11 protein-coding genes are annotated in these 11,908 nt (G+C 64.5%); 6 read left to right on the forward strand and 5 right to left on the reverse strand.

What is annotated here, in order from left to right; all coding sequences use genetic code 11:
• Positions 1–48: 48 nt before the first annotated feature.
• A complete protein-coding gene (locus tag AC0J42_RS07995; protein WP_473005742.1) occupies positions 49–2,970 on the reverse strand; it encodes a hypothetical protein in 2,922 nt (973 codons plus the stop codon).
• A 178-nt stretch (positions 2,971–3,148) separates the two neighbouring features.
• On the opposite strand from AC0J42_RS07995, the gene AC0J42_RS08000 reads away from it, so the two are divergent.
• A complete protein-coding gene (locus AC0J42_RS08000) occupies positions 3,149–3,385 on the forward strand; it encodes a hypothetical protein (RefSeq protein WP_416423088.1) in 237 nt (78 codons plus the stop codon).
• Between the two features lie 223 nt (positions 3,386–3,608).
• Complete coding sequence (locus tag AC0J42_RS08005; protein ID WP_416423089.1) at positions 3,609–3,950, forward strand: ribonuclease E inhibitor RraB; 342 nt, start codon at positions 3,609–3,611, stop codon at positions 3,948–3,950.
• 668 nt (positions 3,951–4,618) lie between these two features.
• Here the strand turns inward: AC0J42_RS08005 and AC0J42_RS08010 are convergent.
• Positions 4,619–4,831, reverse strand: coding sequence for a hypothetical protein (locus AC0J42_RS08010; protein WP_473005743.1), 213 nt, complete (start codon positions 4,829–4,831; stop codon positions 4,619–4,621).
• Positions 4,832–5,030: 199 nt separating this feature from the next.
• Between AC0J42_RS08010 and AC0J42_RS08015 the strand changes: the two genes are divergently transcribed.
• From AC0J42_RS08015 to AC0J42_RS08025, 3 genes are read left to right on the forward strand one after another with little or no spacing between them, the layout of a single operon-like run.
• Positions 5,031–6,440 (forward strand): circularly permuted type 2 ATP-grasp protein, encoded by a 1,410-nt coding sequence (locus AC0J42_RS08015; RefSeq protein ID WP_416423091.1) that lies wholly within the window; start codon positions 5,031–5,033, stop codon positions 6,438–6,440.
• A 13-nt stretch (positions 6,441–6,453) separates the two neighbouring features.
• Entirely contained in the window at positions 6,454–7,404 is a 951-nt protein-coding gene (locus AC0J42_RS08020) for an alpha-E domain-containing protein (RefSeq protein WP_416423092.1), read from the forward strand.
• The gene (locus AC0J42_RS08025; RefSeq protein ID WP_473005744.1) at positions 7,401–8,204 is read left to right on the forward strand and encodes a transglutaminase family protein; all 804 of its coding nucleotides are present in this window, start codon (positions 7,401–7,403) and stop codon (positions 8,202–8,204) included. The genes AC0J42_RS08020 and AC0J42_RS08025 overlap by 4 nt, the downstream gene beginning before the upstream one ends.
• Positions 8,205–8,280: 76 nt before the next feature.
• On the opposite strand, the gene AC0J42_RS08030 is transcribed toward AC0J42_RS08025, so the two are convergent.
• The gene (locus AC0J42_RS08030) at positions 8,281–8,697 is read right to left on the reverse strand and encodes a rhodanese-like domain-containing protein (RefSeq protein WP_416423094.1); all 417 of its coding nucleotides are present in this window, start codon (positions 8,695–8,697) and stop codon (positions 8,281–8,283) included.
• 609 nt (positions 8,698–9,306) lie between these two features.
• Here AC0J42_RS08030 and AC0J42_RS08035 point away from each other — a divergent pair.
• A complete protein-coding gene (locus AC0J42_RS08035) occupies positions 9,307–10,020 on the forward strand; it encodes an amidotransferase (protein WP_416423095.1) in 714 nt (237 codons plus the stop codon).
• A 99-nt stretch (positions 10,021–10,119) separates the two neighbouring features.
• Here the strand turns inward: AC0J42_RS08035 and AC0J42_RS08040 are convergent, their stop codons facing one another.
• Both AC0J42_RS08040 and AC0J42_RS08045 read right to left on the reverse strand, forming a co-directional pair.
• Positions 10,120–11,091 carry a magnesium and cobalt transport protein CorA gene (locus AC0J42_RS08040; protein ID WP_416423096.1) on the reverse strand — a complete coding sequence of 324 codons (972 nt, stop codon included), beginning with the start codon at positions 11,089–11,091 and terminating at the stop codon, positions 10,120–10,122.
• A gap of 73 nt (positions 11,092–11,164) precedes the next feature.
• Positions 11,165–11,884 (reverse strand): lysophospholipid acyltransferase family protein, encoded by a 720-nt coding sequence (locus AC0J42_RS08045; protein WP_416423097.1) that lies wholly within the window; start codon positions 11,882–11,884, stop codon positions 11,165–11,167.
• Between the last annotated feature and the right edge of the window lie 24 nt (positions 11,885–11,908).

An 11,908-nucleotide genomic window follows, 5' to 3' on the forward strand; every position in this document is an offset into this window, starting at 1 on the left:
TGCAAAAAACCGATGCCAGCGATGGCATCGGTTTTTTTATGCGCTGAATCACTCGATGGCGGGTGCCCCGGGCCGCTGGATCACCAGCCGGTTGAGGTAGATGCGCGAGCTTTCAAGTGTCTCGCCCACGTCCGCGACCACTATGGCGGGCACCAGCTGATTGGCGCGGTGGGCCCGGCGTATGGCCCGGCGCAGGTCGCCACGTGGCACGTTGCGCAGGATGTAATGCACCCAGGAACGATCGGCCAGGCCCATCATCGGGCCGGTGAGGGTGATGGAGTCGAAATCCCAGAACATCAGCCGCGGGTAGACGATATACAGCGCCTGGGTAGACGGGTAGCGGCCAACCGGCATCGTCATGCCACGGATGTCGATATCATCCAGCAGCGCGTAGCCTTGCCGAGCCAGCAACTGCCGGGCCAGCCGGGCACTGACCCGGCGTTGGCTGACCAGGTCCCGTTGGCCCAGCAGGGCGTCGTAGCGCAGGGTGCGCAATCTGGCAAGGTCGCCGTCGTAGGCCGGCATCTGGTCGGCAGGGACCTGCCAGGGGTGGCGCAGGCCTTCGAGGGCAAACCGCGACACATTGAGCTGGTCGATGGTCAGCATCCCGGGGCTCAAGACCAGCGGTTCGCCTGCCTGCAGCAGGTCCGGGAGGGGCGGGGCAGGGGCCAGCACTTCCTCTTCGTTGAACTGGAACTGGCCCTGCTCCAGCCAGTGCGCAGCCTCGGCAAACGCCGCTTCGTCCTCGGGTTCCAGCCCGGCCTCGGCCAGCAGTTGCGGCTCGACCCAGTGCTGCGGCTGCGCGACCACGGGCGGCTCGGGCACGGGTAATTCGACCTCGGGCGCCCACAAGGCGGGCACGTGGGTGCGCCAGGCCATGGAGTCGCTGCGCCGGACGGGCTGGCGTAGGGCATCGGGTTGCCTGGCGTCGAGGGCGCGGTAGCTGCCATGCACGGCGCTGTAGTCCACCTCGTGCTGGCGCACCTGGGTGGGGCTGTCGATGTGCCGGATGTAGTGGCGCCCGGCGTGATGGTAGACGCCGTCGCTGTCGGGGCTGGCGTGGGCCAGGTCGACCTTGGCCTCGGCCAGGGCAGGCAGCGCCTCGGCGATTGGACGAGGGCCCAGCAGCCTGGGTTGCAGCGCCTCGGGCCCGCGCCTGAACAGTGCCACGGGGGTGTGCGCCGGCCCCGGCAGGTGGCCGACGGGCACCAGCCCGGCCAGCGCGCCGCCGATTGCATCCACCGCCTGCTCGTGGTCGCCGCGCTTCCAGGCCCGTACGCCATCGGCCACTGCCCGGGCGCTGAGCAGGCCGTTGACGGCGAGGCCCAGCCACGGGTTGACGGCCATGGCCACGGCGGACACCGCGATGATGCACAGGGTGACGGCCACGTGCAGGTCGCTTTCCCGGTCGCTGGTGGACGCTGCGTCCGCCGAGGCCATCAGAGTATCGACCTGGGCCTCGAAACCAGCGTCCAGCGTGGCTTCGGTCAGCAGGCCGTCCTGCAGGGTCGGCTGCCAGGCGGGGTCGGGCGGGGCGCCCATGCGGGTGCGCTGGCGTTGCACGGCATGGCGGGCACGCTGCAGAAGGGCAAAGGCGGCGTGAAATTGCAGCTGGGCGGCGTTGTCGATCTTCCCGCGGATAAAGGCCGGGTAGCTGCCGCCCACGTCCACCTCGCGCACCACCTCGCGGATCAGGTCGGCCTCAAGGCCTGGGACGATGTTGCGGTGCTGGTCCACCACCAGCGCGGTCAGCCGGTAGTCCACGTCCAGCGGGCTGATGTTGGCCAGGGCCTTGTCGACGATCGGGGCCACGTCGCGGCCACGCTTCACCTCGCTGTAGATCAGCCAGGGCAGGCCTTTCCATAAATTGGGGATGATCCCCAACACCCGTGCTTCGCTGATGTACAGCTGGTCGACGTCGATGCGCCGCTTCAGGCGGCGCCGCAGTTCGCCTTCTACGCGGGCCTTGGCGAAGCCCTTGAGGCTGGGCAACTGGTTCATCAATTGCTGGAACTGCAGGTGGTATTTGATCAGCGTGCGCGTGCGCTTTGCCAAGGCTTTGCGAGCAACGGCAGTGGAGTTGGCTAGCCAGGGCGGGGCAACCGCCTGGAGCAGGGCAGCGATGCGGCGGGTGAAGAAGCCGCTGGGGTTGAGCGCGTCATGCAGGTCGGTGGCACGGGTCAGGCCAATGACCCATTCCTCGCCCTGCAACGGGCTGAGGTCGCGGTGGTGCAGGTGGTAGTTGAAGTCGTCCAGTTGCTTTTCATGCCAGTGGCCGAGCAACTGGGCAAACAGGTGCCCGGTGATCTCGCTGAAGGTCACCGGGGCCTCGGGTGCCCGGCCCAGGCGCTTGTGGTCGCGGGTGGGCACGCCGGCTTGCAGGGTGTCGAGGCGGGCCAGGCGCTGACGCAGGCCGGCCAGGTCATTGAAGGCCTCCAGGCCGCCACCGGGGGTGAACAGCAGCAACAGGCCGACCTCTTCGGCTTGCGCCAGGCTGGCCAGCGGTGCATGTGCAGCCTGGGCCAGGACGAAACTGCCGATGGCCGGCACGCGCGCGTCGCTGGTCTCCAGGTGCAGGGCGTAGGCACGGGTGACGCGACCGTAGTGGCGCGTACGCTCGGCCCGCTCGGGCCATTGGTAGACACTCTTGGCCATCAGCCAATGGTCGTTGCCGAGCAGGCCGTCGGCGTGCAGCAATTGGGCCTGGGCATGCACGAAGCCAGCCAGCGCCTTGGCGGCTGCGGCGGCGTGGGCCTGCCCCCCTTCGGAGCGCCGGTAGTCGCGGTAGCGGCTGGGGTAGGCCTTGGGCAGTTTTTCCAGCGGCGTGCGCGGGTCATCAGGCTCAAGGCGCTGCCCCATGCGCTGGAACACAGCCAGCGGCGTGGGCGCCTGGGCCAGGGCGCCCAGCAGGGTGTGGTAGTGGGCGAGCACGTCATCGTAGTGCTTCACGGCAGCTAGGGTGTCGGTCATGACCGTCTCCTTGGGTGGAAACCGTGCATTTCGCCCGTTCGTCTGCCCGCCAAGGTGTTATCTAAATGAATCATTGCCGCTGGCGGGCACCCGGCCGGAACGATGCCGGCCCTGGCCGGTCAAGTGAAGTAAGGCGCAAGCCTTGTGTCGTCGACTCCGTTCTGCCGAGGAGATCTAGATGAAAAAGTGGCAAATCACGTTTATCGATGAACATGGCCAGCAGTTGAACCTGCAGGTCGATGCGCAGGAACGTCCCGACAAGGACGAGGCGGCCAGGCATGTACGTGCCTATTACCGCCCGGTGCTGGAAAAGGCCGACCTCAATGATTTTGATAATCGTGCCGCGGAACCGGCGGCCAAGGCGCTCAAGGAGATGAATGCCATGGAAATCGTTTCTGTGACGCCAGTCGACTGATCCGCAATTGGTGCGCCTGACCCTCTGGCACAGGCGCCGCCTTCGCGCTACTCTGCAATCGAGAGCGGCCTGCCCCCTTTGGCCGTGCCCTCGTCTTGTTGTCAGCTCCATGCTTGTTTCCGGGTGACCCTTGAGTCGCGTAGTCCCATTGCAGTCGTTTTTCTGCCAACGGAGGTCCTGGAAGTACTGAAAGTCTATCCATCAATGATGAGGAGGACGATTCATGAGCACAGCCTATCAAGAAGACATCAGCACCCACGTGCTGCGCCGCATGAAGGAAGGCGGCTTCGATTTTGCCAGCATCCATCCCATCGAGTTCTATGCCGTGTTCCCGGACGAAAAGCGTGCGCGCACGGCAGCGGGCAAGTTCCAGGGCGAGTCACTCAATGCCCAGGTCAGCGAACGTGACGATGGGGCCTGGTACTTGGAGTTGAGCAAGGTGATGTTCGCCACCTATGGCGGCATCGGCGAGTTCGAGCAGGACTTCGAAGCCGTGATCGAACCGCTGGGCGGGGAGATAGAAGGGTGGGGTGTGAAGCATCAGGTGCAGCGCCTGCAGGCTTGACTGACCCCCGCAGTACATGACGGCTGGCCCATGGGCTGGCCGTTTTAGTTTGCAGGCCATCCACAATACCTCCAGTTATTGCTGCTGCCCTGGCTCGTGATCTTGATCTGGCTTTTGACTTGGCTTTTGACTTGGCTTTTGATCTGGCTTTTGATCTTGATTGTATGCCCCGTAAAGCGCCCGGGCCCACTGGAGGCGTCGATCAACGGGCTGCCCGAAGGGCCGAGGCCGCAGGCCGAAGAGACGGTAACCCGCAGGCTTCTATAGCGGGTGCCGTCTGCCCGTTGAGCGGCGCCGGAAGGAGGGGACCCGTAGCGCAGCGGAGGGCCCAAGCAGGGGCAAGCGTTTTTTGGTTACTTTTTTTGGCGTTTGAAAAAAAGTGACCCGCCGTAAGGGCGGAAAGGTGATTTTGCATCACCCTTGGTAATGGATAAAGTCACGGATTCGGCATCGCGCTTCGGCGATTTCGAACATATCCATTTTCGCGGGGATACCACCGACCGTTTCGGCCTTACGCCGACTCACTTTTTGGCAGTCGCCCCAAAAAGTAAGCAAAAAGGGCTTGCCCCTGCTTGGGCCCTCCGCTGCGCTACGGGTCCCCTCCCTCCGGCGTCGCTCAAGCGGACGACGGCCCGGAATAGAAGCGCCTCCGGTTCCGTCTCCCTCGGCTACGCCTCGGCCCGCTTGATCAACGCCTCCAGTCGGCCCGGGCGCTTAACGGGGCCAAGATCAAAATCAAACGCCAGATCAAAAGCCAGATCAAGATCAAGAGCCAAATCAAGATCAAGAGCTTCAAGATCAAGAGCTTCAAGATCAAAAACGATTTGCGGGGATTGAATATTCATTAAAAAAACTGTCTGGCGCAGCGTTGCCGAAATCATCTCTGTCTATGCTGGTCATAGCAATTAGCCTTGAACTACCGCTTCGCAATGAAGCGTCCGGGGACGGGTTGGGGTCAATGACGCACAGGAATGGTGCGAGCGCGAATCGGGCGTTATCCAACCTGTTGTTATTTAAGCGTTTCTGCCGCTGGCACGAGCCTTGCGATGGGCTTGGTGTCCGGGTGACAAGGAGTACGGCATGATCCGCACCTTTTATGATGAGATGTACGATGCCGGCGGCGTGGTCCGCCCGCATTACCGGGAGTTCGCGCGCTGGCTGGCCGACACCCCCGAAGAGCTCCTGGCCCAACGGCGCCGGGAAGCCGATCTGCTGTTCCACCGGGCTGGCATCACTTTCACGCTCTATGGCGACGAGCAGGGCACCGAGCGGCTGATTCCGTTCGATACCATTCCGCGCAGTATCCCGGCCAGCGAGTGGCGGGTGGTGGAGCGCGGCTGTATCCAGCGGGTCAAGGCACTGAACATGTTCCTGGCCGACCTGTACCACGACCAGCGCATCATCAAGGCCGGCATCATCCCCGCCGAACAGGTGCTGGCCAACGAGCAATATCAGCTGGCGATGCAGGGCCTGAACCTGCACCGTGACATCTACTCGCACATTTCCGGCGTCGACCTGGTGCGCGACGGCGATGGCAGCTACTACGTGCTGGAAGACAACCTGCGCACGCCCAGCGGCGTGAGCTACATGCTCGAAGACCGCAAGATGATGATGCGCCTGTTCCCCGAGCTGTTCGCGGCCCAGCGCATCGCCCCCATCGACCATTACCCGAGCATGCTGCTGGACACCCTGAAAAGCTCCAGCCACCTGGACAACCCCAGCGTGGTGGTGCTGACCCCCGGGCGCTTCAACAGTGCGTTCTTCGAGCATGCGTTCCTGGCCCGCGAGATGGGCGTGGAACTGGTGGAGGGCGCCGACCTGTTCGTGCGCGACGACCGCGTGTTCATGCGCACCACCGACGGCCCCAAGGCCGTGGACGTGATCTACCGCCGCCTCGACGATGCCTTCCTCGACCCGCTGGCGTTCAACCCCGAATCGATGCTGGGCGTGCCCGGCCTGCTGGCGGCATACCGCTCGGGCAACGTGGTGCTGGCCAACGCCATCGGCACCGGCGTGGCGGACGACAAGTCGGTGTACCCCTACGTCACCGACATGATCCGTTTCTACCTGGACGAGGAGCCGATCCTCAAGAACGTGCCGACCTGGCAGTGCCGCAACCCCAAGGAACTGTCCCACGTGCTGGCCAACCTGCCCGACCTGGTGGTCAAGGAGACCCAGGGGTCGGGCGGCTACGGCATGCTGGTGGGCCCTGCCGCCAGCGCGGCCGAGATCGAGAACTTCCGTGCCCGCCTCAAGGCGCGGCCCCATGCCTACATCGCGCAGCCGACGCTGTCGTTGTCGACCTGCCCGACCTTCGTCGAGAACGGCATTGCCCCGCGCCATATCGACCTGCGCCCGTTCGTCCTGGCCGGCCGCGAAACCCGTGTGGTACCCGGCGGGCTGACCCGCGTGGCGCTGCGCGAGGGCTCGCTGGTGGTCAACTCGTCACAGGGTGGCGGAACCAAGGACACCTGGGTGGTCGAGGATTAAGGATGCCTGCCAAATGCTGAGTAGAACTGCCTCTGATCTGTATTGGATGTCACGTTACCTGGAGCGCGCGGAGAACCTGGCGCGCATGCTCGAAGTTAGCTATTCGCTGTCGCTGATGCCCCAGGATGGCCGTGGCGACGGTCTTGAAGAAATGGCGATGCCGCTGTTGATCACCGGCACCCTCGACGACTACCTGGAGCGCCACGGCAAGCTGCACGCCGAGCGCCTGCTGCACTTCTTCGCCCTGGACGCCAGCAACCCGGCCAGCCTCTACAGCTGCCTGGGCGCCGCCCGCGCCAGTGCCCACGCGGTGCGTGGGCGCATCACCGCCGACATGTGGGAAAACATCAACGCCACCTGGCTGGAGATTCGCGGCATCGCCGAGCAGGGCCTGGGGCGCTACGGCCTGAGCCGCTTCTGCGAGTGGATCAAGGAGCGTTCGCACCTGTTCCGTGGCGCCACCTACGGCACCATCATGCGCAATGACGCGTTCCGCTTCATTCGCCTGGGCACCTTCATCGAGCGCGCCGACAACACCCTGCGCCTGGTGGACGCGCGCTACGAGATGCTGGGCGACGAGGCCGAACTGGTGGACGAAAGCTCGGCGCGCAGTTACTACCAGTGGAGCGCGCTGCTGCGGGCGTTGTCGTCGTTCGAGGCCTACACCGAGATCTACCGCGACGCGCCCTCGGCCAACAACGTGGCGGAGATGTTGCTGCTGCGCGCCGACGTGCCGCGCTCGCTGCGCGCCTGCACCGAGGAAATCGACCAGATCCTGGCCTCGCTGCCCGGCCTCAACGGCCGCCCGGCCCAGCGCCTGGCCGCCGAGCTGGACGCGCGCCTGCGCTACACCGGCATCGGCGAGATCCTCGACGAAGGGCTGCACGCCTGGCTCACCGAATTCATCCCGCTGGTGGCACAGTTGGGCAACGCCATTCACAGTTCCTACCTGGAGGCAGTATGAGACTCTCCATCAGCCACGAGACCGCCTACCACTACGATGACGAAGTGCGCGCCAGCATCCAGTACCTGCGCCTGACGCCCCACGACAGCGAGCGCCAGCACGTGCTCAGCTGGCAGTTGGACCTGCCACGCCATGTGCGCGCGCAGATCGACCCGTTCGGCAACATCCTCCACGTACTGACCCTGGACGAGCCGCACCACGACATCATCATCGGCGCCCGCGGCCAGGTCGACATCGACGAGACCCGCGAGGCCGAGCACGAATCGCAGTCGCCATTGCCGTTCCGCCGCTTTACCCGCCTGACCGAGGCCGACGAGGCGCTACGTACGTTCGCCGCGAAAGAATGCGGGCAGCGTACTGACCGTACGGCGCTGATCGACCTGATGCAGGCGCTGAACCAGCACATCACCTACAGCCCCGGCGCCACCGAGGTGGACACCAGCGCCGCCCAGGCCTTCGCCGCCCGTGCCGGCGTGTGCCAGGACCACACCCACGCGTTCCTGGCCTGCGCCCGCAGCCTGGGCGTGCCGGCGCGTTATGTGTCGGGGTACCTGTTCAGTGGGGACAGCGAGCACCTGGCCAGCCACGCCTGGGCCGAGGCCTGGCTGGACGACGCCTGGTACAGTTTCGACGTGACCAACCAGCTGGCGCGCCCCGAGCGCCACCTGAAGCTGGCCGTGGGCCTGGACTACCTGGACGCCTGCCCGGTGCGCGGCATGCGCCGTGGTGGTGGTTTCGAGCAGATGCACGCCAAGGTGCACGTGACCCCGACGCCGATGGTGCAAGTGCAGGTGCAGTAACCCCCAGGCCATCGGCAGCCGCTACGCCCTGTAGCCGCTGCCGTAGGCTGCGCGGGCCCTGGAGGCCCCTCGCAGGTCAGCAGTAGAAACTGTCCTTCTGGCACAGCCGGAACAGCGCCGAGTTCAAGTCCATGTAATTGCCGCCGTTGACGATGGCCAGGAACCCGGCTTTCTTCAGCGCCGCTTCCGCCTTGTTGGCGTTCGCGTCGGTGTCGCTGTACAGCACCACGACCTGGGCCTTGTTCTGGATCGCCTTGCCCAACTGGTAGGCCAGGCCGCGCGCGTCGGTGTCGCTGGAGGAGAGCGGGCGCAGCGACATGTCGACTTGCAGCGCGTTGTTGATGTGGCCAGCAGAGTACTGGTCATCGGTGCGCACATCGAGAATCATCACGCCGTTTCCGATCTGGTCCACCGCCTCGTCAATGTCGACGTAGGCGTGGGCCTGGGTGCTGATCAGCAGTGAAAGGGAAAAGGGGGCAATCCATCTGCGCATGGGCCAATCTCCAGGAATTCAACCTGAAGATTGGCACAGATGCGCAGCGCCCGGTAGCAACGGGTGGCAAATTTTATTCGGCAACCGGTCGGTTGTGTTCAGCCGAACAACCGGGTGAGGTTGGGGAGGATGAGTAGCAGGGTGGTGATGGCGACGATAATGCCCGCCTGGCGTACTTTGTCGTGTTTGAACATGGTTGGCTGCCTTCTTGTTATTCTTCCTTTGCGCCGACTGCGGGCCTTTGGGCCGGGCGAAGACGTGCACCTTTACCGCGATCGCCTGGCGTGCTCGAAAAAGGTCTCGGGCAGCTGAAGCGATATTTCTAACAGTAGGGCCCGGGAAGCCTGTGGCTTAGAACGCTTTGGTCTGGCTTATTCGATAAATAATCGCCAATTTGTCTAGCAGTGGTCTGAACATCTGCTTGATACCCATGCTAGAGAGGCTGCCTGCCTCTGAAGTCAGCTTTGTCGGCCTTGCACCGTTCGTCAGGCGCCGCCCAACGGTACAAAAAGCGCGGTGATCAGCCTTCATGGTCTTGCAAGGCCGCGTCGATTCGCGCAGTCTCAGCGCCGTGCACTGTTGCCTCTAATCGTGTCGGGTATTCTTTCTATGTCGTTACGCATCTGCATCCTGGAAACCGATGTCCTGCGGCCTGAGCTGGTCGAGCAATACCAGGGCTACGGCCGGATGTTCGAACAGCTGTTCGCGCGCCAGCCCGTTGCCGCGCAGTTTTCCATCTATAACGTGCTGAACGGCGAGTACCCGCCCGAGGGCGAGGTGTTCGACGCCTACCTGGTCACCGGCAGCAAGGCCGACTCCTTCGGCACCGACCCCTGGATCCAGACCCTCAAGACCTTCCTGCTGGAGCGCTACAAGCGCGGTGACAAGCTGCTGGGCGTGTGCTTCGGCCACCAACTGCTGGCGCTGCTGCTGGGCGGCCGTGCCGAGCGGGCCAACCAGGGCTGGGGCGTGGGCGTGCATGACTACCAGGTGGACACCACTGCCGAGTGGATGAGCCCACCCGCCAGCGAACTGGCGCTGCTGATCAGCCACCAGGACCAGGTCACCGCGCTGCCCGAAGGCGCCACCGTGGTGGCGTCCAGCGCGTTCTGCCCGAACGCCGCTTACCACATCGGTGATCAGGTGCTGTGCTTCCAGGGCCACCCGGAGTTCATGCATGACTATTCCCGCGCGCTGCTGGACCTGCGCGTGCAGAGCCTGGGTGAAGCAGTGCACGGCAAGGCCGTGGCCAGCCTGGCGCGCGAACACCAGGGCACCCTGGTAGGCGAATGGATGATGCGCTTCGTCGCGCAGGGCCGCTAACGTCGCTGTGACGCTGTGTGTGGGAGCTGGCTTGCCAGCGAGCTTTTAGGGCCTCAACAGCTCGCTGGCAAGCCAGCTCCCACATGATCGAGTGTTTTGTTACAACCAGCCGGAGCGCTTGAAGCTGGCGTACAACGCCCCACACCCCACCGCAATCGCCCCCAGCACCACGAAGTAGCCGTACTGCCAGTGCAGCTCCGGCATGTTCTGGAAGTTCATTCCGTAGATGCCCGCCACCGCCGTGGGAAACGCCAGGATGGCCGCCCAGGCGGCGAACTTGCGCTGCACGATGCTTTGCCGCGACGACTCCAGCAGCATGCCCACCTCGATGGTCTGGCTGGCGATGTCGCGCATGGTGCCCAGGTCTTCCATCTGCCGCGTCACGTGGATCTCCACGTCGCGGAAATAAGGGCGCATGTTCCGGTCGATGAACGGGAAGTCCAGGCGCTGCAGTTCCTCGCTGATCTCCACCATGGGCGCGACGTAGCGGCGCAGGCGCAGCAGCTCGCGGCGCAGGCTGTGCAGGCGCTGCACGTCGGCCTCGCGCAGGCAGTCGGCGAGCACCGCGGCCTCGATCTGCTCGATCTCGGCGTGGATGGCCTCGCTCACCGGCTGGTAGTTCTCGGTGACGAAGTCCAGCAGCGCGTACAGCACGAAGTCCTCGCCGTGCTCCAGCAGCAACGGCCGCGCCTCGCAGCGCTGGCGCACCAGCGAGTACGAGGCCGAGTGGCCGTTGCGGGCGGTGATGATGTAGCCCTTGCCGGCAAAAATGTGGGTTTCGATGAACTCCAGCTTGCCGTCCTGGCGCACCGGCGAATAGGTGACGATGAACAGCGCGTCGCCGAAGGTTTCCAGCTTCGGCCGGCTGTGTTTTTCCAGCGCGTCCTCTATGGCCAGTTCGTGCAGGCCGAACTGGCGCTGCAGGTTGGCCAGTTCCGCGGCATTGGGCTGTTCCAGCCCGATCCACACGAAGTGCCCGGGCTTCTTGGCCCAGGCAGCGCCTTGATCAAGGCTGATATCAACGACTTTCTTCCCGGCGCTGTAGACCGCCGCGGCAACGACTCGACCCATGGCTTGGCTCTTGTTCTGGTGGCAGTGAATGCAGCTTGGCCTCAGTGTTGAGAGTCGGCAAGCGGCGCGGGGTTCAAGCGCTTCGCACGTCCTGGTCGAGGCCGTCGATGCACTGCTGCATCTGCTCGCGGCACTGGCGCATCAGTTCCGGGATGTCCTTGCTGGTCAGCCCCTGGGTGGAAATGGCCGGCAGCGAGCGCACGGCAATGCGCCCGGCGCGCCAGCGGTTCAGACGCACACTGCGGGTGTAGCGGCTCACGCACAGCGGCACGATGGGCACGCCGGCGTCGATGGCCATCTGGAACGCGCCTTTCTTGAAGGGCAGCAGGTCGTTGCTGGCGTTGCGCGTGCCTTCGGGGAACACCCAGATCGAGGTATCGCGCTGCAGGGTGCGGGTGGTGGTCTGCAGCGCGCGGCGCGCCTGGTAGGCGTTGCCGCGGTTGATCAGCACGTTGCCGCCCAACCAGAACAGCTGGCCGAAGAACGGCACCCACTTCAGGCTCTTCTTGCCGATGCACACCGTGCGGCGTGGCACCACCTTGCCGAGCATGAACAGGTCGTAGTTGGACTGGTGGTTGGCGATGATCACGCAGCCGGGCGGCTGGTCGAACAGCGGGCCCACCTGGGCGTCCAGGTCGACCCCAAGGATCTTGAGGGCCGGTCGCGAATACAGGCGGGCGAACACCCGGCTGTTGTCGGGATGAAAGGGGCGGCACAGCCCTATCACCAGGCCCACGCCACCCACTGCAAGAAAATGCAGCCCCATCAGAAACATGCGAACGATAAAAAGCATCCAGCGACTCACCTTTGGCAGAGC

The sequence above is a fragment of the Pseudomonas sp. Tav-5-1A genome (assembly GCF_055755055.1).

Bases quoted from the DNA above. Each gene is read 5' to 3' on its own strand.
- AC0J42_RS07995 (WP_473005742.1), bottom strand. From the start codon at position 2,970: ATGACCGACACCCTAGCTGCCGTGAAGCACTACGATGACGTGCTCGCC.
- AC0J42_RS08000 (WP_416423088.1), top strand. From the start codon at position 3,149: ATGAAAAAGTGGCAAATCACGTTTATCGATGAACATGGCCAGCAGTTG.
- AC0J42_RS08005 (WP_416423089.1), top strand. From the start codon at position 3,609: ATGAGCACAGCCTATCAAGAAGACATCAGCACCCACGTGCTGCGCCGC.
- AC0J42_RS08010 (WP_473005743.1), bottom strand. From the start codon at position 4,831: ATGATTTCGGCAACGCTGCGCCAGACAGTTTTTTTAATGAATATTCAA.
- AC0J42_RS08015 (WP_416423091.1), top strand. From the start codon at position 5,031: ATGATCCGCACCTTTTATGATGAGATGTACGATGCCGGCGGCGTGGTC.
- AC0J42_RS08020 (WP_416423092.1), top strand. From the start codon at position 6,454: ATGCTGAGTAGAACTGCCTCTGATCTGTATTGGATGTCACGTTACCTG.
- AC0J42_RS08025 (WP_473005744.1), top strand. From the start codon at position 7,401: ATGAGACTCTCCATCAGCCACGAGACCGCCTACCACTACGATGACGAA.
- AC0J42_RS08030 (WP_416423094.1), bottom strand. From the start codon at position 8,697: ATGCGCAGATGGATTGCCCCCTTTTCCCTTTCACTGCTGATCAGCACC.
- AC0J42_RS08035 (WP_416423095.1), top strand. From the start codon at position 9,307: ATGTCGTTACGCATCTGCATCCTGGAAACCGATGTCCTGCGGCCTGAG.
- AC0J42_RS08040 (WP_416423096.1), bottom strand. From the start codon at position 11,091: ATGGGTCGAGTCGTTGCCGCGGCGGTCTACAGCGCCGGGAAGAAAGTC.
- AC0J42_RS08045 (WP_416423097.1), bottom strand. From the start codon at position 11,884: ATGCTTTTTATCGTTCGCATGTTTCTGATGGGGCTGCATTTTCTTGCA.